This window comes from Burkholderia sp. Ed8 (genome assembly GCF_040761425.1).
Lineage (GTDB): Bacteria > Pseudomonadota > Gammaproteobacteria > Burkholderiales > Burkholderiaceae > Burkholderia > Burkholderia seminalis.
Genome location: NZ_CP142889.1, coordinates 511,206 through 529,449, shown reverse-complemented (window position 1 = coordinate 529,449; position 18,244 = coordinate 511,206). Strand labels below are relative to the sequence as shown.

15 protein-coding genes are annotated in these 18,244 nt (G+C 69.6%); 8 read left to right on the top strand and 7 right to left on the bottom strand.

All coding sequences use genetic code 11. The features are described 5' to 3' along the window. Positions 1-109 precede the first annotated feature (109 nt). Complete coding sequence (locus VXM69_RS36630; protein ID WP_367190781.1) at positions 110-1,381, top strand: NAD(P)/FAD-dependent oxidoreductase; 1,272 nt, start codon at positions 110-112, stop codon at positions 1,379-1,381. Between the two features lie 25 nt (positions 1,382-1,406). Here VXM69_RS36630 and VXM69_RS36625 read toward each other — a convergent pair whose 3' ends face one another. Together VXM69_RS36625 and VXM69_RS36620 are read right to left on the bottom strand one after the other, a co-directional pair. Beyond that, complete coding sequence (locus VXM69_RS36625) at positions 1,407-2,843, bottom strand: efflux transporter outer membrane subunit (protein ID WP_367190780.1); 1,437 nt, start codon at positions 2,841-2,843, stop codon at positions 1,407-1,409. After that, positions 2,840-3,880: an HlyD family secretion protein gene (locus VXM69_RS36620; protein WP_367190779.1), complete on the bottom strand. Its 1,041-nt coding sequence runs from the start codon at positions 3,878-3,880 to the stop codon at positions 2,840-2,842. The genes VXM69_RS36625 and VXM69_RS36620 overlap by 4 nt, the downstream gene beginning before the upstream one ends. An 83-nt stretch (positions 3,881-3,963) precedes the next feature. Between VXM69_RS36620 and VXM69_RS36615 the strand changes: the two genes are divergently transcribed. Continuing rightward, on the top strand, positions 3,964-5,544 hold the full coding sequence (locus tag VXM69_RS36615; protein WP_124669444.1) for an MFS transporter: 1,581 nt from the start codon (positions 3,964-3,966) through the stop codon (positions 5,542-5,544). Between the two features lie 100 nt (positions 5,545-5,644). Here VXM69_RS36615 and VXM69_RS36610 read toward each other — a convergent pair whose 3' ends face one another. Then, complete coding sequence (locus VXM69_RS36610; protein WP_206141381.1) at positions 5,645-6,466, bottom strand: alpha/beta hydrolase; 822 nt, start codon at positions 6,464-6,466, stop codon at positions 5,645-5,647. Further along, positions 6,463-6,624 (bottom strand): hypothetical protein, encoded by a 162-nt coding sequence (locus tag VXM69_RS36605; RefSeq protein ID WP_367190778.1) that lies wholly within the window; start codon positions 6,622-6,624, stop codon positions 6,463-6,465. The genes VXM69_RS36610 and VXM69_RS36605 overlap by 4 nt, the downstream gene beginning before the upstream one ends. Positions 6,625-7,043: 419 nt before the next feature. Between VXM69_RS36605 and VXM69_RS36600 the strand changes: the two genes are divergently transcribed. From VXM69_RS36600 to VXM69_RS36585, 4 genes are all read left to right on the top strand, one after another. After that, positions 7,044-7,445, top strand: coding sequence for a DUF3331 domain-containing protein (locus VXM69_RS36600; protein ID WP_059560869.1), 402 nt, complete (start codon positions 7,044-7,046; stop codon positions 7,443-7,445). 393 nt (positions 7,446-7,838) lie between these two features. Next, on the top strand, positions 7,839-9,596 hold the full coding sequence (locus VXM69_RS36595) for a winged helix-turn-helix domain-containing protein (protein ID WP_367190777.1): 1,758 nt from the start codon (positions 7,839-7,841) through the stop codon (positions 9,594-9,596). Between the two features lie 260 nt (positions 9,597-9,856). Then, positions 9,857-10,270: a DoxX family protein gene (locus tag VXM69_RS36590; protein ID WP_034192071.1), complete on the top strand. Its 414-nt coding sequence runs from the start codon at positions 9,857-9,859 to the stop codon at positions 10,268-10,270. Between the two features lie 227 nt (positions 10,271-10,497). Then, a complete protein-coding gene (locus VXM69_RS36585) occupies positions 10,498-10,677 on the top strand; it encodes a hypothetical protein (protein WP_124669446.1) in 180 nt (59 codons plus the stop codon). An 88-nt stretch (positions 10,678-10,765) separates the two neighbouring features. Here the strand turns inward: VXM69_RS36585 and VXM69_RS36580 are convergent, their stop codons facing one another. From VXM69_RS36580 to VXM69_RS36570, 3 genes are all read right to left on the bottom strand, one after another. Then, positions 10,766-11,419 (bottom strand): hydrolase, encoded by a 654-nt coding sequence (locus VXM69_RS36580; protein WP_034192072.1) that lies wholly within the window; start codon positions 11,417-11,419, stop codon positions 10,766-10,768. Positions 11,420-11,618: 199 nt separating this feature from the next. After that, positions 11,619-13,493 (bottom strand): amidohydrolase, encoded by a 1,875-nt coding sequence (locus tag VXM69_RS36575; protein WP_034192073.1) that lies wholly within the window; start codon positions 13,491-13,493, stop codon positions 11,619-11,621. A 275-nt stretch (positions 13,494-13,768) separates the two neighbouring features. After that, positions 13,769-14,689 (bottom strand): LysR family transcriptional regulator, encoded by a 921-nt coding sequence (locus tag VXM69_RS36570; RefSeq protein ID WP_034192074.1) that lies wholly within the window; start codon positions 14,687-14,689, stop codon positions 13,769-13,771. Between the two features lie 118 nt (positions 14,690-14,807). Between VXM69_RS36570 and VXM69_RS36565 the strand changes: the two genes are divergently transcribed. Next, positions 14,808-15,713: an AraC family transcriptional regulator gene (locus VXM69_RS36565; protein ID WP_059560878.1), complete on the top strand. Its 906-nt coding sequence runs from the start codon at positions 14,808-14,810 to the stop codon at positions 15,711-15,713. A 324-nt stretch (positions 15,714-16,037) separates the two neighbouring features. Further along, on the top strand, positions 16,038-18,227 hold the full coding sequence (locus VXM69_RS36560) for a TonB-dependent siderophore receptor (RefSeq protein WP_367190776.1): 2,190 nt from the start codon (positions 16,038-16,040) through the stop codon (positions 18,225-18,227). The last annotated feature ends 17 nt before the right edge of the window (positions 18,228-18,244 follow it).

The following is an 18,244-nucleotide window of genomic DNA, read 5'->3' as shown; positions in this document are numbered from 1 at the left end:
TGTCATGAAGCGGCCCGCGCGGCCCGCGCCGGCGGCGTACAGTCGCGAATGCGTCCGGCCGCGGCACCGGCCGGGCCGCATCCGACATCGACATCATCGGGAGGCGCTCATGGATCAACCGCAACACGTGCGGATCGTCGGCCTGCCGCGCAGCAGGGACGCGTATGCGATCCGCGATTTCCTGCAGCGGCGCATGATTGCGTACGACTGGTGCGAGCTGACATCCGACGCCGACTGCGCGCAGGTGCTCGGCATCGCGCCGCTGCGCGACATCCGGCTGCCGGTCGTGATCTTTCCGGACGGGTCGCGCCTGTACCAGCCGACCCTGGCCGAAATCGCCGCACGGCTCGGCTGGGTCGCGCGCCCGCGCTTCGTCGAATACGACGTGTCGATCTACGGCGCGGGGCCGGCCGGGCTGTCGGCGGCGGTCTACGCGGCGTCCGAAGGGCTGCGCGCGGTCGTGATCGAGCGCGGCGCGATCGGCGGGCAGGCCGGCACGAGTTCGCTGATCGAGAACTACATGGGCTTCCCCGACGGCATCCCGGGCGCGGAGCTCGCGGAACGCGCGCGCGAGCAGGCGGTGAAGTTCGGCGTCGAGCTGCTGACGATGCGCGAGGGCGTGCATGCGACGTTCGTGGACGGCAAGATTCGCGTCGAGCTCGCCGACGGGTCGATCCTGGTCGCGCGCGCGAACATCTGCGCGACCGGCATCGAATATCGCAGCCTCGGGCTGCCGGAGGAGCCGGCGTTTCTCAATGCGGGGCTGTTCTACGGCGCCGGGTCGAGCGAAGCGCCGATGTGCGCGGGCGAGCAGGTGTTCATCGTCGGCGGCGGCAATTCGGCCGGCCAGGCCGCGATGAATTTCGCGCGGCATGCGCGCCAGGTGACGATGCTCGTGCGCGGCGCGTCGCTCGCCGACACGCTGTCGCGCTACCTGATCGACCGGATCGAGCGCACGCCGAACATCGAGGTCCGCTACCGGTCGAGCGTCGCCGCGCTGCACGGCGACGGCTGGCTCGACGCGATCGAGCTTCGCTCGGCGGACGGCACGCTCGAACGGCTGCCGGCCACGCGCCTGTTCGTGTGCATCGGCGGCGCGCCGAATACCGACTGGGCGAAGGACACCGACATCATCCGCAATCCGGGCGGTTATCTCGTCACCGGCGGCGACCTGTACGACTGTCCGGCGTTCGAGCGCGTGTGGCCGCTCGAGCGGCGGCCGTACCACCTGGAAACCAGCGTGCCGGGATCGTTCGCGGCCGGCGACGTGCGATCGGGATCGGTCAAGCGCGTCGCGTCGGCGGTCGGCGAAGGCGCGATGGCCGTGACCTTCGTGCACCGGTTTCTCGGCGAGGATGCGCATCGGCTCGCGGGCACGTGACGCGCGCGCGGGCCGTTCGATGCATTCATCGCGCGTCGGCCCGCGTCGCGTCGTGCCACCCGTCCCGGCCGGCGCGCGCCGGCGGCGTCCACCCGCCGCCCAGCGCGCGGACGAGGGTCACCGTCGCGACGGCCAGCGCCTGCCGGCTGTGAATCAGCTGGCGTCGCGCATTCAGCGCATCGCGATCGGCGTCGATGACTTCCAGATAGCTGACGTAACCGTGCGCGTAACGGCTCAGCGACAGCCGCGCCGCGGCGTCCGTCGCGTGCGCCGCGTGGTCGTAGCGCGCGATCCGTTCCTTCTGCGCGGCGATGTCGTTGAGCGCATCCTGCACGTCGCGCAACGCGCCGATCGCGGCCGCGCGATAGTTGGCGTCGGCGACGTCCGTGCCGGCTCGCGCGGCAGCCACCGCGGCGTCGCGCTTGCCGCCGTCGAACACCGTCAGCGCGACGTTCGCGCCGAGACTCCACAGCGAGCTGTTGCGGTCGAGAAACGACCGCAGGTCGCGGGTGGCGAAACCGCCGTCGGCGGTCAGCGTGAGCGTCGGCAGCCACGCGGTGCGCGCGATGCCCAGCTCGAGCGACGCCGCGTCGGCACGCCGTGCCGCCGCGAATACGTCCGGGCGTTGGGCAAGCAGCGCGGACGGCAGCCCGGCCGGCACATCGGGCACCTGCACGGGCACGGCGGCCGTGTCGATGTCGAACGCGGTCGGCGACACGCCGGTCAGCACCGCGATGGCGTCGACGAGGTTCTCGCGCAGCCGGCGGCTCTCCGCGAGATCGGCATGCGCGGTATCGAGATCGGCCGACGCGCGCAGCCCGTCGAGATCGCTCGCCGCGCCGGCCCGCACGCGAGCGGCGATCACGTCGAGCGCGGTGCGCCGCAGCCCGATCGCGCGGGTGAGCGTCACGAGATCGTCGTCGACGTAGCGCAGCGTCAGGTAGTCGGCCGCGACTTCGGTCGCCACCCGCAGACGCACCGCATCGCGGTCGGCCGCCGCCTGCAGCACGTTCTGTTCGCCGATATCGGTATCGCCGCGCAAGCGGCCCCATAGATCGACTTCGTAGCGCGCGGCGAGCGGAACCGACCAGTTGTGCATCGTGCGCTTCGGCAGCGCGTTGTCGACCGTGCCGGATACGCGCGTACGGCTGAACGACGGGTCGACGCGCACGGTCGGCGCCAGCGCGGCCTCGCGCACGCCGAGCAGCGCCTGCGCCTGGTCGACGCGCGCGGCCGCCGCGCGGATATCGAGATTGTGCGCGAGCGCGGCGTCGACGAGGCGGCCGAGCCGCGGGTCGCCGAACCGGGCGGGCCACGTATCGAGCGATGGCGCACGCGCATCGGTCGACGGGTCGACATGGCGGAACCCGTCGTGTCCGACCGGCACGGGGGCGAGCGGTTGCGGCGCAATCGAGCATGCGGCCAGCAGGCTCGCGGCGAGCAGGGCGAAGGCGCGCTTCATCGCGATTCGCGGGCGGGTTGCAGCGTGACGACGACCGACAACCCGGGCCGGATGCGCGGCTCCGTCGCGGCCGGGCCATCGAGCAGGATCTTCACCGGTACGCGCTGCGTGACCTTCGTGAAATTGCCGGTCGCGTTGTCGGGCGGCAGCAGCGCGAACTGCGCGCCGGTCGCGGGCGACAGGCTGTCGATGCGGCCGCTGAACGCGCGCGCCGGCAGCGCATCGAAGCGCAGTTGCACGGCGTCGCCGACGCGCACGTGCCGCAGCTGCGTCTCGCGGAAATTGGCGACGATCCACGGATGCGGCTCGACCAGCGTGAGCAGCGCCTGGCCGGGCGCGACATGCTCGCCGGTCTCGACGGTCTTCTTGCCGACGTAGCCATCCGACGGCGCGACGACCGCCGTATAGCCGAGCTGCAGCAGCGCGTCGCGCAACTCGGCGTCGTTCTGGCTCGACGCCGCGTCGGCGGCCTGAGCGGCGGCGATGGCGCTGCGCCGTTGCGCGTCGGCCGCCGCGACGCGCGCGCGGGCGGACTTGCGTGCGGCATCGGCCGCATCGAACTCCTGTCTCGACAGGCCGCGCGGCGTCTCGCGGGTCAGTTCGCGTGCACGCGCGTAATCGAGTTCGGCCTTGTCGGCATCGGCGTGCGCCGATACGAGCGCGGCGTCCGCCTGCTCGATCAGCGCGTGTGCGCGGCTCGCATCGGCATGTGCCTGGGCGACGCGTGCGCGCTGCGCGGCGACGCGCACGTCGAAGTCGCGCCGGTCGATCTGCACGAGCGCGTCGCCCGCGTGCACGAACTGGTTGTCGTCGACGAGCACACGTTCGACCGTGCCGGCGACGCGCGGCGAGATCACGTGCAGGTGGCCGGTCACGTACGCGTCGTCGGTGCCGCGATCGCGTGCGTCGAACTCGTACACGAGCAAGGCGACGAGCAGCAGCGCGATCGCGGCGATCGCGACGATGGCCGGCTTTCGGGAACGCGCGGGCCCGGCGGGCGACGGCGCGGGAGTGGGTGGGGGTGGGGGTGGGGTCATGATCGGCCAACTCCATCGTACGGGCAGGATTCGACGCACCGCGTTATGCTTGCGCCAGCTTGACAGGCGGGAGCCGCTCGACGATGAACACGACGTTCGCCACCGGCCGTGCCGCGCCGGCGCCGGCCGCGGGGCCGGCCTCCGACATTCCGACGTTTCGGTCGATCGCCGCGATCGCGGCCGTGCTGCTGGGCGCGATCATCGCGACGCTGACGTCGCGCATCACGTCGCTCGGGTTGGCCGACGTGCGCGGCGCGCTGGGCGTGGGCGTCGACGAAGGCGCGTGGATCAACACCGCGTTTACCGCGTCGCAGATGTTCGTCGGGCCGCTCGCGATCGCGGCGGCCTTCATGTTCGGCACGCGCCGCGTGCTGGTGGCGGGCGCCGTCGTGTTTCTCGGCGCGGAAAGCGTGCTGCCGCTCTGCACGCGGTTCGGCGCGTTCATCGTGTGCCAGGCGGTCGCGGGGCTCGCGTCCGGCGTGTTCGTGCCGCTGACGGTCGGCTTCGTCGTGCGCACGCTGCCGCCGCGGCTGATTCCGTTCGGCATCGCCGCGTATGCGATGAATCTGGAGATGTCGCTGAACCTGTCGGCCACGCTCGAAGGCTGGTACAGCGAACACCTGAGCTGGCGCTGGCTGTTCTGGCAGAACGCGGCGCTGACCGTGCCGTTCATCGCGTGCCTGATGCTGTCGCTCGGCGACGAGCCGATCAAGCGCTTCGCGTCCGGCGTCGACGCGCGCGGGATGCTGCTCGGCGCGGGCGGCTTCGCGTGCCTGTGCATCGCGCTCGACCAGGGCGAGCGGCTGTTCTGGCTGCAGTCGCCGCTGATCGTCGCGCTGCTGGCTGCCGGCATCCTGATGATCGCCGCGTTCCTGATCCATGAACTCGCTTCGCCGCGGGCGGGGCTCGACCTCGGCTACCTCACGCGGCCCAACATCGCGCTGCTGATCGTGCTCGTCGGCCTCGTGCGCTTCACCGTGCTCAACACGAGCTTCATCCCGTCGCTGTTCCTCGCCAGCACGTACGGCCTGCGGCCGTTGCAGATCGGCGATACGCTGCGCTGGATCGCGATCCCGCAACTGCTGTTCGCGCCGTGCGTCGCGCTGTTGCTGCAACGGGTCGATCCGCGCCGGCTGATCGTCGCCGGCTTCGCGATGGTGGCGATCGCGTTCGCGCTCGGGTCGCGGCTCACGCCGGTCTGGGCCGAGCCCGACTTCATTCCGTCGCAACTGTTGCAGGCGCTCGGTCAGACGATGGCGCTCACGTCGGTCATCTTCTTCTTCGGCAAGCACGTGACGGCCGAGCATGCGCTGACGTTCGGCGCGGTCGTGCAGGCGACGCGCCTGCTGAGCGGGCAGCTCGGTACGACGGCGATCGCGGTGGTTCAGCGGATCAGGGAGGCTACCCATTCGAATCTCGTCGGTCTGCATGTGTCGCTGTCGGATCCGGAAACGCTCGAACGGCTGCGGGCCGGCGCGGCGTCGCTGGTCGCGCATGGCGCCACGTTCGCGACGGGCAACCAGGCGGCCTATGCGCTCGTCGATCGCGCGGTGCGCGTGCAGGCTACGACGCTCGCGCTGGCCGACAACTTCCGCGTGGCGATGGCGTTCGCGCTCGCCGGCGCGCTGCTCGGCATCCTGCTGCGCCCGGTGCGGACGCCGTGAGCGCCGCACCGGGCGATCTGAAATTTCCTGAAAAGTCCTGAACGGCGCATGGGCGGCGTCCGCCGCGGCGGCATGCGCGCCGCCGCGACGGACGGCGCGCTTACGCCTGCAGGAACGCGAGCAGCTCGGCGTTGATGCGATCGGCGCTCACGACGCACATGCCGTGCGAGCCGCCCTCGATCACCTTCAACACCGCATGCTTGACGATCTTCGACGACAGCCGGGCCGAATCGTCGATCGGCACGATCTGGTCGTCGTCGCCGTGCAGCACGAGCGTCGGCACGTCGAACTTCTTCAGGTCCTCGGTGTAGTCGACTTCCGAGAACTCCTTCACGCACAGGTACTGGCCGTGAATGCCGCCCATCATCCCCTGCGACCAGAACGCGTCGATCGTGCCCTGCGACACCTTTGCGTTCGGGCGATTGAAACCGAAGAACGGCACCGCGAGATCCTTGTAGAACTGCGAACGGTTCTCCGCGACGTTCTTGCGGATGCCGTCGAACACGTCCATCGGCAGGCCGCCCGGATTGGTCGGCGACTTCACCATCTGCGGCGGCACGGCGCCGATCAGCACGGCCTTCGCCACGCGCTTCGTGCCATGACGGCCGATGTAGCGCGCGACTTCGCCGCCGCCGGTGGAGTGGCCGACGAGCGTTGCGTCGCGCACGTCGAGTGCGTCGAGCAGCGCGGCGAGATCGTCCGCGTACGTGTTCATGTCGTTGCCGCGCGACGGCTGGCTCGAACGGCCGTGGCCGCGGCGGTCGTGCGCGATCACGCGATAACCGTGCTGCACGAGGAACAGCATCTGCGCGTCCCAGGCATCCGCGCACAGCGGCCAGCCGTGCGAGAACACGACCGGGCGGCCGGTGCCCCAGTCCTTGAAGTAGATCTGCGTGCCGTCCTTCGTGACGATCGTGTTCATCGTGTGTGCTCCAGCGTGGGGGAAGAGGCGGCGCGGGCGGGCGTGGCGGCCGCGGCAGCCGCGGCCGGCAGGGCGGCTGCGGCGACGGCGGTCGCGCCGGCCACGAGCATGTCGCGGCGGCGGGCCGACGGCACCACGTCGTTCTTGACGGAATCCATCGAAACTCCTGATAGGTGCGGCGCCGGGGCGCCGCGGGAAATGGCGGGCGAGGCGGCGGCCGCAGCCGTGGCGCCTGGCAGCAGGCCCGCGCCGGTCGTTGCGCACCCGGCAGGGCGCGCAATGCCGACGAATGCATGCCGACCGGAGCCTATCCCGGCGGACTGCGCGCCGTACTGAATGACGGCTGAATTGTTATGAACACGGCCGGTTGGCCGGCCGCGACGACCGCACGGCAGATCGATTAAGCGCGCGACCGGGACTATTCAGCCGCGCGTGGCTATCGTGGGATCCGTCCGCTTGCCGTGGATCGCACGGGGCGCGCCGATTCGCGCCGATGCGCGCCGGCGCACGACGCGTGTCGCGGCACAAACGGGTCCGATCGCGCCGGACCGCCCGACATTTGCCTGGAGATGCCGACATGGATGCCTTCAACCGCTGGGCACACACGATGACGCTGCTGGGCCCGCCGCTCGATGCGGGCCGCTGGATCGCGCCGCGCAGCCGTCGCCATGGCGACGTCTCGATACCGTCGAGCGGCAGCGTGCGGCGCCACAGCGCGATCGTCGCCGTCGAGCGGCAGACCGATTCGTCGGTGCTGGTGTCGTGGAGCGACCCGACGCACTGCCGCTACGACGAGCAGCGCTGGATCAGCGCGAAGGCGCGCGCCCGCGGTCGCTGCGCGCTCACCGGCCACGAGATCCGTCATGGCGACGCGATCTACAAGCCGCAGTGGCGCGGCGCGAAACGTCCGGCGAATTGCCGCGAGATGGTTCTCGCGTCCGCGGTCGACCAGTTCGTGTCGCGCCCGGTGCGGGCGTGACGCGCTGCCTGTCGACATAGCGACTGCGGTGAAATGAATTTGAAAGAATCGGCGGGCCGATTCAGGCCACCCATTAACCACGGCCGCTCGTTTCGATACGACGAAAAGCTGTATTTTTCTGAAAACATCCTGAAATGCATTTCATCAGGGAATTGGAAATGCATTCACGAATGAATGAGGCATTCGCGCATGACGCAGGCCGGCGTGTGCGGGGCGGGGCCGGCCCCGCCGCGGCAGGCTGCCATCCGGACCGATGCGCGTCATTTCAAAAAATTCGATCGCTTCATTTCAATAATTTGAATCTTTCATTCATGCAAATGCCGTAGCATTGAAGTCGAAACCGGCGCGCGATTTCGACTGTGCGCCGTTGAATGTCATCCACAAGAAATTCCCATGATCCGGATTGGAACACTTCACGTTTTTCTAGACAGACGTGAAATCCGTTCGAACGGCAAGCTGCTGCGTATCGGCAGTCGCGCATTCGACATTCTCGAGTTGCTGATTCGGGCGAACGGCGCACTGGTCTCGAAAGACGAAATCATGCAGCGCGTCTGGCCGCACACGGTCGTGGAGGAAAACAACCTGCAGGTGCACATCGCGTCGCTGCGCAAGGCGCTGGCCGACGATCGCAACCTGATCGTGACGGTGCCGGGCCGCGGTTATCGCCTCGTCGCACGACAGGATGACGGCGAGGTGCCCGTGCGTACCGCAGCGGTGCGCGCCACGAGTGTGTCGAGCGTGCTGTTCGGCCGCGAACAGGCGGTGGCCGACGTCCTGGCCGCGCTGCAGGCTGCCCGCGTCGTGACGCTGGTCGGCGCGGGCGGCATCGGCAAGACGCGCATCGCGGTCGAGGCGGCCGCGCGTGCCGGTGCGCGGTTTCCCGACGGCACGGTCGTCGTGTCGCTGGCGACGGTCGCGTGCCCGCGTTTCGTTCCCGAGGCGCTGGCCGCTGCGTTGGGTGTCGCGCAGCCGGCCGGATCGCCGACGCTCGAGACCGTGCTCGCCCGCGTCGCGCATCGCCGGATGCTGCTCGTGCTGGATGACTGCGAGCATCTGCTCGATTCGGCGGCGCAGCTCGCCAGCGCGCTGACCGATGCGGCCGGCGGGGCATGCGTGCTCGCGACCAGTCGCGAGGCGTTGCGCATCAACGGCGAGCGCGTCTGCCCGGTTCCGCCGCTCGACGTGCCGGGCGAGGACGATGACGACGCGATGCGCGCGAGCGCGGTGCAGCTGTTCGCGGCGCGCGCCTGCGCGGCCGACCCGCGTTTCCCGCTCGATGCGCGCAGCGTGTCGCTGATGGCATCGGTCTGTCGCCGGCTCGACGGCTTGCCGCTCGCGATCGAACTGGCCGCGGCGCGTGCCGCCGTGCTCGGCATCGACGTGCTGGCCGCGCACCTCGACGACCATTTCCGGCTGCTGACCGGCGGCTTTCGCACTGCGTTGCCGCGCCACCGGACGCTGCGTGCGATGTACGACTGGAGCGACCGCTTGCTCCACGACGACGAGCGCCTGCTGTTGCGCTGGCTCGGCGTGTTCCGCGGCGGGTTTTCGATCGAGGCCGTGCGCGGCGTTGTCGGGACTCGCGGCCTGACCGGCACGCGGCTGCTCGACACGATCGCCGGCCTGGTGTCGAAGTCGCTGCTGATCCTCGACGCCGCGCAGGAGGTGCCGCGCTACCGGCTGCTCGCGACCACGCGCGCGTATGCGCAGCAGCAGCTCGACGCGCACGGCGAGTGCGAGGCGGCGGCACGCGCGCACGCACACTATTTCCTGACGTCGTTCACGGATGCGCCCGACGACGGCGGCACGCGGCTCGATGCGGTGCGGCGCGAACTCGACAATCTGCGCGAGGCGCTCGACTGGGCGTTCTCCGTGCACGGCGACACCGCGCTCGGCATGGCGCTCGCGGCCGTCGCGGTGCCCTGCCTGTTCGAGCTGTCGCTCGTCGACGAGTGCCGCGAACGGGCGCGCGCGGCGCTCGACGCGATGCGCGATCCGGATGCGCCGCCGGTGTCCGTCGACACGCGCACACGGCTGCTGGCCGTCCATGCCGCGGCAACCGCGCAGACGGCCGTGCAGGTAACGTGGCCCGACGCGCACGCGATCGGACTCGATGCGGCCGAAGCCGAACCGCGTTCGGGCGGGTCGTAACGACACGCCCGTCGGCCGCGGTATCGCGCTTCAGAACGTTTCAGGCAATCGGCGGGACCAACAGCGGGACAGCGGCGGGCGGCGCGCGTAGATTGCACGAACGCGTCGGCGACTCGCCGGCACGCATGCGGCGCCCGCCGCGCGCGTGCGCCGGGGTCGCGCGACGCCGTCCATCGCAAGCGCGGCAACACGCGCCCGACGCCGGACACGCGCGTCGCCGCGGCCTTGCGCCGAACCGAACCTCATCCTTTTCCCGTCGCATGAATCCTGCCCAATCGAATCTTTCCCGCCACGCCGTCGATCTCGGCCTGCTGTTCCTGCGGGTTGCCGCCAGTCTGTTGCTGATCGCCGTTCACGGCCTGCCGAAGCTCATCCACTACACGGCGGAAGCCGCCGCCATCGAGGATCCGTTTCATCTCGGCCGGACGCTGTCGATCCTGTTCGCGATCTTCGCCGAAGTCGTCTGCCCGGTCTTCATGATCGTCGGCGTATGGACGAGGCTTGCAGCGCTGCCGGTGTTGATCGTCACGCTCGTCGCGCTGGTGTTCGTCCATCCGGACTGGTCGCTGCGCGACGGGCAATTCGCATGGATGCTGCTGATCCTGTTCGGCACGATCGCCATCGCGGGCGCCGGCCGTTATGCGCTGCCCGCCGTCATTCGCCGGCAGGAATAGCGCGTTGGCGGCCTGCGTCGGCGCATACCCGTGCGCCGTTCGCGGCCGGACGAAGCCAGCCGGCTCCGGTGCCGCGAGCGTCCGGTTTTCGTATCGCTATATCGGATTGCTCCGGCGCGGCCCGCCATGGGGCGCCGATCGGACGAGCGGGTTTCATCGGCCCGCGGCTTCATATGGCCGTCCGTGCGGTGGCCGCGCCGAGCGTCCGTCGGCGTCGAAGCGATGACGTGTGCCCGGTCGTCGGCGGCAAACCCGAACCGGCGCGGGCGACGAGCGGGTTCGCGATCGAACGGGGCGCGATGGAAGAATGGAAGATGATCCCGCCGGCCGGGACGGGGCATGCCCCGCTCGGCTCGATCGTACGGATCAGGAAGGAGATGAAGCGTCCGCCCGGTTCGACCGGCTGACGCGATGCCCGGCAAGGGCACTGCCGGCGACGCAGGCGCCGCCGGCAGCATGCGGCGTTCGCGGGCGGCATGCCGCCCGCGACACCGGTCAGTGACCTTCGCTCGCGCCGAACATCGACTTCGCGTAGGTGATGCCGAGGCCGTATGCGCCGCCATGTTGCGCGGCGGTCTTCGTGGTCTGCGCGTACGTCTCGGTACGCGCCCAGTCGCGCTGCAGCTCGAGCAGGTATTGCAGCGACGTCATCGGGCGCGCGCCGGCCTGGATCATGCGCTGCATCGCGCGCTCGTGCGCTTCGTCGGATACGTCGCCGCATGCATCGGCGATCACATACACTTCGAAGCCCTGATCGATCGCCGACAGCGACGGGCCGACGATGCAGACCGACGTCCACAGCCCGGCGAGCACGATCTTGCTCTTGCCGATCGCGTTCACGCGTTCGGCGATGCGCGGATCTTCCCAGGTGTTCATCGACGTGCGGTCGATCAGCTTTTCCTCGGGGAAGACCGACGTGATTTCCTCGTACATCGGACCGGAGAAGGTCTTCTCGGCGACCGTCGTGAGGATCGTCGGCACGTTGAATTCCTTCGCGGCCTTCGACACGAGCGACGTGTTGTTGCGCAGCAGGTTCGGATCGATCGACTTGGTCGCGAACGACATCTGCGACTGGAAGTCGATCATGATCAGCGTGTGATTGGTCGGGTTGATCAGCGACTTGCCGGGTTGGGCCGAAGCGGTGGGCATTGCAATTCTCCAAGAGTAGGTCGGGCGCCGAAGACGATCGACGCACGGGTTGGGCCGCGCCGATATCGGATCGGCACAGCCTGGAAGGGTGTGCATCCATGCGGTGCGCGCGGCACGCGCGACACATGGGTGCACGGCGGACGAGCGGCGGCGCCGCCCGTCGCGTTTCGGCGAAGGAAACCGGCCGGGTGGCCGGCGCTCAGAACGCGAAGCAGCTGCAGCCGAGCGCGCCCCAGAAACCGTTGTGGTCGCTCACGGGCACGTCGTTGCGCCACGCGGCCAGATGGCCGTGCCCGTGCACGCCGCACTGGTTCGCGCAACTGTCGATGCAGGCGCGGGCAGCCGCGACCGGGCGATAGCGGCTGTAGCCGCCGAACTCGGCCACCGGCGACCACGCGGGGCTGACCGGCAGCGGCGGCGGCGCGAGCGGCGCGAATTCCTCGTCCGCGTGCACGACCTTGCCGTTCACGACCGTCAGCACCGACGACAGGTATTTGATCTGCGGCTCGTCGACCGTGAAGTAGTCGTCGGTGAGCACCGCGAAATCCGCGTACTGGCCGGGCACCAGCGCGCCCTTGCGATCGTCCTCGTTCGAGAACCAGGCGCTGCCGACGGTATAGCGGCGCAGCGCTTCCATGCGGTCGAGCCGGTTGCGCTCGCCGTACAGCGCGGTGCCGCCGACGGTGCGCCCGGACACCATCCAGTACAACGACACGAACGGGTTGTAGCTCGCGACGCGCGTCGCATCGGTGCCGGCGCCGACCGGCAGGCCGGCGTCCAGCATCGCGCGGATCGGCGGCGTGCGCGTGGCCGCGTCGGCGCCGTAGCGCGCGATGAAGTACTCGCCCTGGAACGCCATCCGGTGCTGGACCGCGATGCCGCCGCCGAGCGCGGCGATCCGCGCGATGTTCGCGTCCGAGATCGTCTCGCAGTGGTCGAAGAACCAGCGCAGCCCGTTGAACGGGATCTCGCGGTTCACGGCTTCGAACACGTTCAGGAAGCGGCTGATCGATTCGTCGTAGGTCGCATGCAGCCGGAACGGCCAGCGGTTCTGCACGAGCAGGCGGACCACCGCCGTCAGCTCGGCTTCGAGCGTGTCGGGCAGGTCGGGGCGCGGCTCCAGGAAATCCTCGAAGTCGGCGGCGGAGAACACGAGCATCTCGCCCGCGCCGTTCACGCGCAGGAATTCGTCGCCGTCGCCGGGCTTCGTCATCTTCACCCACTTCGCGAAATCCTCGATCTCCTGCTTCGCGTTCTGCGTGAACAGGTTGTAGGCGATGCGCATCGTCAGCTCGCCGCGTTTCGCGAGATCCATGATGACCGCGTAGTCGTCCGGGTAGGCCTGGTAACCGCCGCCCGCGTCGATCGCGCTCGTCACGCCGAGACGGTTCAGTTCGCGCATGAAGTGCCGCGTCGAATTCACCTGGTCGTCGTAGCCGAGCTTCGGGCCTTTCGCGAGCGTCGAATACAGGATGCCGGCGTTCGGCCGCGCGATCAGCATCCCGGTCGGGTTGCCGTGGCGATCGCGCCGGATCTCGCCGCCCGGCGGGTTCGGCGTGTCCTTCGTGTAGCCCACCGCGCGCAGCGCCGCGCCGTTGAGCAGCGCGCTGTCGTACAGGTGCAGGATGAACACCGGCGTATCGGGCGCGATCGCGTTGATTTCGTCGAGCGTCGGCAGACGGCGTTCGGCGAACTGCAGCTCGTTCCAGCCGCCGACCACGCGTACCCACTGCGGCGCGGGCGTGCGCTGCACCTGGCGGCGCAGCATGTCGAGCGCGTCCGCGAGGGACGGCACGCCGTCCCAGCGCAGCTCCATGTTGAAGTTCAGGCCGCCGCGAATCACGTGCAGGTGCGAATCGTTCAGGCCCGGGATCGCGGTGCGGCCGTTGAGGTCGACGCGCGGCGTGTCGCCGCGTGCGTGGCGCATCACGTCGTGTTCGTTGCCGGCGGCGAGCACGCGGCCGTCCTTCACCGCGAGCGCGGTGACGAACGAGCGCTTGTCGTCCTGTGTCGCAATCTTGCCGTTGAAAAAGATCGTGTCCGCGATCGGCACGTCGTTCGTCTGGGCTGTCATCTGGCGTTTCCCTTGAGTACTCGCGCGGCGAGTCGTGGAGGCGTGCCGGCACGCTGTCGCGTGTCGGCGTCGTACTCCAACGTTAAGGGACGCGCGGATGAAAGTCCTGAGCGGCGTCTTAAACGATCTGAAAGGAAACGATCGAGGCGGGTGGGGGCGGTGTGAGGCGGATGGTGCGGTTGCGCGCAGGCCGGGTCGGCGGCGTGCATGACGGGTGCGCGGTCAAGCGTCGGACGGATGGCTGCCCGCGCCAGCCCCGGCCGTGAATGGACGAATCAGCCGGTCGATTTGTCGGGCGCCGTGAAGCGCTCGACCAGGTCGGGACGGTCGAGCTGCTCGACCCACCAGTGCAGCGCGCGGCCTGCTTCGTCGCCGCGCCACGCGAGATAGCAGTGCGTGGTGTCGCGCATGCCGGTCACCTGGCGGGCGACGAGCCTGCCGTCGGCGATCGCGCGCGCGGCGATGCATTCCGGCAGCGTGCCGACCGCGAGCCCTTCGCACTGCGCATCGAGCTTGGCCGCGAGCGTCGGCACCGCGAGATACGGCTGGCCGGCGTCGATCGCGACCGACTGCGGTTGCAGTTCGCGCGACGTATCGCTGATCACCGCGCCGCGATACTGGACGACCGACGCCATCGGCAGCGGCTCGGGCAGCGACGCGAGCGGATGCGTCGGCGCGACGGCGAAGACGTGCCTGAGCGAGCCGATCGGCCGCGCGACGATGCCCGGCAGCTCCGGCGGGTCGCCCGCCGCGCCGACGACCAGATCGGCGCGGCGCGAAATCAGCGCGTCCCATGCGCCGCCGAGCACTTCGGTCGACAGTCGCAGCCGCGTGTCCATCCCGAGCGCGTAGAACCGGTGCACGTACGGCCACAGCGCGTCGAATGGCAGGATTTCGTCGATGCAGACGCGGACTTCGGTTTCCCACCCTTGCTGCGCACGCTGCGCCTTGATTTCGAGCTGCTCGGCCGCACGCAGCAGGCGTCGGCCTTCCTCGACGACGATGCGTCCCGCATGCGTGAGCTTCGCGCGCCGCCCGCTGCGGTCGAACAGCATCACGCCGAGATCGCTTTCGAGTTTCTGCACCAGGTAGGTCAGCGAGGACGGCACGCGATGCAGCAGTTCCGCGGCTTCGGCAAAGGTGCCGGTGCGGTCGATCGCGTCCAGCGCCTCGAGCGCTTCGAATGACAGCTTCATCGCGGGTTCCGGGAGGAGGGGCTCGCGCATCATACCAGCGCATGCGCGGTACGGGCAGCGCGTCCCACCGCGATTTGCTAGACTGGCGAGCCTCGTCATTCGCCGCTCGCGTCAACCGATGACTGCGCCTCAGTCAGACACCGCCACCTCCGATTTCATGCCGGCCGACGTGCGGCAGACCGTCGTTACCCAGACGTTGCCGAAAGGGCAGGTCGGCATCAGCCGGCTGAAGACGCTGCGCAGGAACATGGGGCTGACCGCCCCCTACACGCCCGAGCACTCGGATCTCATCGTCCTGCAGTTGCGCCCGTTCGGCGAACAGGAGTTGTGGCTCGACGGCCGTCGCGCGCCGTTCGTCCCGTACGACGCGGGGACCGTGACGATCCACGACCTCGACCGCAACTGGGTGGCGGATCTCAAGGGCGCGTTCGATTGCCTCCATTTCCACCTGCCGCGCCATACGCTGGAGGAGACGGTGGACGACCTCGGCGGCCGGCAACGCCCGCAGCTCTACCTGCCGCCTCACCTCAGCGCGAACGACCCGATCATCCATGCGCTCGGCCGCGCGTTGCTGCCGGCGCTGTCTAGCCCCGACCAGGCGTCGCAGCTCTTCATCGATCATGTGGGGCTGGCGTTTCAAGCACACGTCGCCCATCGGTACGGCGGCGTCGGCGAGCGGCGGGAAAAGTCGGCCGGCAAGCTCACGCCGTCGCAGGAGCAGCGGGCGAAGGAACTGCTGCTCGAACACCTCGACGGGAAAATCGGGCTCGCCGATGTGGCAAGCGCCTGCGGCTTGTCGCGCGGCCATTTCGTCAAGGCGTTTCACCAGACAGCCGGGATGCCGCCGCATCGCTGGCTGATCGTGCAGCGCGTCGAACGGGCGAAGACATGGTTGCGCAACCCGCAGATGCCGCTGAGCATGATCTCGGCGGCGTGCGGGTTCGCCGACCAGAGTCACTTCTCGCGCACCTTCACGCGCCTGACCGGCGTCAGCCCGCGCCGGTGGCGCATGGACAATATCTGAGTCGCCGCTGACGATACCGGCGCCGCGGGCAGCGCGTATGCCGGCGCGGCCCGTCGTCTGCGACGCGCCCGGACGCGCGCGCCGACCTTCGCGTCGTGCCTGCCGGCGACGCCTACGAATTTTCCCGAACACCGCGTCACATCCACCCGGTATGATCGCTGCGCCCGCGCGCGCCGCGGCGGGCCGGCGCATGCCGGTGCGCGCGCGATCGACTTCGCCGGCACGAAAATCACGACACCCCGGGACGGGCGCCGGCGCACGGCGCCGGTCGATCCGGCCGAACGGGCCGAACGGGCCAGGACAGCACGACGGAGTATTGAAGCGATGCGGACGCAGACAGGCGCGATACGGCGCACCATGACGATCGTTGCGGGCGGGACGTTGTGCGCGGCGGTCGCGGGCGGCGCGCAGGCGCAGGCATCGGGCACGGCGGCGGCGAAGGCAGGCGCCGCCGCGGCCGTGCTGCCGGCAATCGACGTGCAGGGGGTGGCCGATGCCGCGTCCGCCGGGCTCGTCGGGCGGCGGACCACGGCCGGCACGAAGACCGACACGCCGGTGGCCGAGATCCCGCAAACGGTCAATATCGTCACCGCGCGGCAGATCGAGATGACCGGCGCGGCCGACCTGAACCAGGCGCTGCGCTACGTGCCGGGTTTCTCGACGTTCGGCGCCGACAGCCGGACCGACTGGTATGCGGCGCTGCGCGGCTTCACGCCGACGCTGTACGTCGACGGCGTGGCGGCGCCGAATACGGCCGTGATCGCGAACTGGCGCATCGATCCGTACACGATCGATTCGATCGCGATCCTGCGCGGCCCGACGTCGGTGCTGTACGGCGCGGGCGAGCCCGGCGCGATCGTCGACGCGCACACGAAGCGCGCCGATGGCGAACGCGTGCGCGAGGCCGGCGTGCAGATCGGCAACGATGCGCGCAAGCAGGTCATGCTCGATGTCGGCGACACGCTCGATCCGGACGGCAAGTATGCGTACCGCTTCGTCGGCGTCGCGCGCGACGGCAACGCGGTGACGGGCCCGAACGGCGATCGCCGCGTCGCGCTCGCGCCGTCGTTCCGCTGGCGGCCGGACGCCGATACGTCGCTGACGGTTGCCGCGACGTTCCTGCAGGACAGCGGCGACATTTCGTCGAACTTCCTGCCCGCGTCGGGCACCGTACTGCCGAACCCGAGCGGCCGCCTGTCGCAGGACATCTACATGGGCGACCCGTCGTTCAACGACTACCGCAAGAAGCAATGGTCGCTCGGCTACACGCTGGAACACCGCGTGAATGCGATCTGGACGCTGCACCAGGACGTGCGCTGGTCGCACCTGTCGCTGGACGATGCGACGGTGTTCGGCAACGGCCTCGCGCCGCGCAGCACGACGAACATGATGCGTTTCGCGGGGCTGTTCCAGCTCAACTACAGCCGGCTCGACGTCGACCATCACGCGCAGGCGCGCTTCGGCACGGGGCCGCTCGATCATACGCTGCTGTTCGGCCTGCAATTCGACCGGCAGACGACGACCAACAGCGTGTGGCTTGCGCTGGCGCCGTCGCTCAACCTGTACCACCCCGTCTACCGGCCGGTGACGGCCGCGATCTTCGCCGGCCCGACGTCGCTCGGTCATGTCGACCAGTACACGGCGATGAATGCGGTCGGCGTGTACGCGCAGGACCAGATCCGCTGGCGGCGCTGGACGCTGACGCTCGGCGGCCGCGAGGACGTCGTGAATGCGCGTTTCGACGACCGGACGGCCGGCACGCAGGCGCGGCAGGACGTCAGTGCGTTTTCCGGGCGCGTCGGACTGACCTATCAGGGCGACGCGGGGGTGTCGCCGTACGTGAGCTATTCGACGTCGTTCGATCCGGTCGTCGGCGTGCGGATGTTCGGCGGCGGCTTGCCGAAACCGACGCGCGGCGCGCAGGCCGAAGCCGGGCTGCGCTGGCAGCCGCCCGGCAGGAACCTGATGCTGAGCGCGGCCGTCTACCAGATCGACCAGACCAACGTCGTGACGCCGACGCCGGTGAATCTCGACCCGACCGGCACGACGTCCGTGCAGACCGGCAAGGTGCGCTCGCGCGGCATCGAGCTGAGCGCGGTCGGCAAGGTGACGCGCGAGCTGTCGATCGTCGCGTCGTATGCGTACCAGGACGTCAAGAACGTGCAGGCGAACGATGCGTCGCTGAACCACTGGCCGGTGTCCGTGCCGCTGCCGCGGCAGATGGCGTCGATGTGGGCCGACTGGACCTGGCGTACGGGGGCGCTGTCCGGGCTCGGGATCGGCGGCGGCGTGCGCTACCAGAGCGCGTCGGCCGGCGCGCCCGACAATTCGCTCACGGTGCCGAGCGCGACCTTGTATGACCTCGCGTTGCATTACGACCTGCCGCACTGGCGTTTCGCGCTGAACGTCGCGAACCTGTTCGACCGGCGCTACGTCAGCGGCTGTCAATCATATGCCGTCTGCGTGTTCGGCAACGAGCGGACCGTGCTGGCCAGCGCGAAATACGACTGGTGACCGCGAGCGGGCCGAAC

Excerpts from the sequence above, each read along its gene's own strand:
- VXM69_RS36630 (WP_367190781.1), top strand. The coding sequence starts at position 110 with ATGGATCAACCGCAACACGTGCGGATCGTCGGCCTGCCGCGCAGCAGG.
- VXM69_RS36625 (WP_367190780.1), bottom strand. The coding sequence starts at position 2,843 with ATGAAGCGCGCCTTCGCCCTGCTCGCCGCGAGCCTGCTGGCCGCATGC.
- VXM69_RS36620 (WP_367190779.1), bottom strand. The coding sequence starts at position 3,880 with ATGACCCCACCCCCACCCCCACCCACTCCCGCGCCGTCGCCCGCCGGG.
- VXM69_RS36615 (WP_124669444.1), top strand. The coding sequence starts at position 3,964 with ATGAACACGACGTTCGCCACCGGCCGTGCCGCGCCGGCGCCGGCCGCG.
- VXM69_RS36610 (WP_206141381.1), bottom strand. The coding sequence starts at position 6,466 with ATGAACACGATCGTCACGAAGGACGGCACGCAGATCTACTTCAAGGAC.
- VXM69_RS36605 (WP_367190778.1), bottom strand. The coding sequence starts at position 6,624 with ATGGATTCCGTCAAGAACGACGTGGTGCCGTCGGCCCGCCGCCGCGAC.
- VXM69_RS36600 (WP_059560869.1), top strand. The coding sequence starts at position 7,044 with ATGGATGCCTTCAACCGCTGGGCACACACGATGACGCTGCTGGGCCCG.
- VXM69_RS36595 (WP_367190777.1), top strand. The coding sequence starts at position 7,839 with ATGATCCGGATTGGAACACTTCACGTTTTTCTAGACAGACGTGAAATC.
- VXM69_RS36590 (WP_034192071.1), top strand. The coding sequence starts at position 9,857 with ATGAATCCTGCCCAATCGAATCTTTCCCGCCACGCCGTCGATCTCGGC.
- VXM69_RS36580 (WP_034192072.1), bottom strand. The coding sequence starts at position 11,419 with ATGCCCACCGCTTCGGCCCAACCCGGCAAGTCGCTGATCAACCCGACC.
- VXM69_RS36575 (WP_034192073.1), bottom strand. The coding sequence starts at position 13,493 with ATGACAGCCCAGACGAACGACGTGCCGATCGCGGACACGATCTTTTTC.
- VXM69_RS36570 (WP_034192074.1), bottom strand. The coding sequence starts at position 14,689 with ATGAAGCTGTCATTCGAAGCGCTCGAGGCGCTGGACGCGATCGACCGC.
- VXM69_RS36565 (WP_059560878.1), top strand. The coding sequence starts at position 14,808 with ATGACTGCGCCTCAGTCAGACACCGCCACCTCCGATTTCATGCCGGCC.
- VXM69_RS36560 (WP_367190776.1), top strand. The coding sequence starts at position 16,038 with ATGCGGACGCAGACAGGCGCGATACGGCGCACCATGACGATCGTTGCG.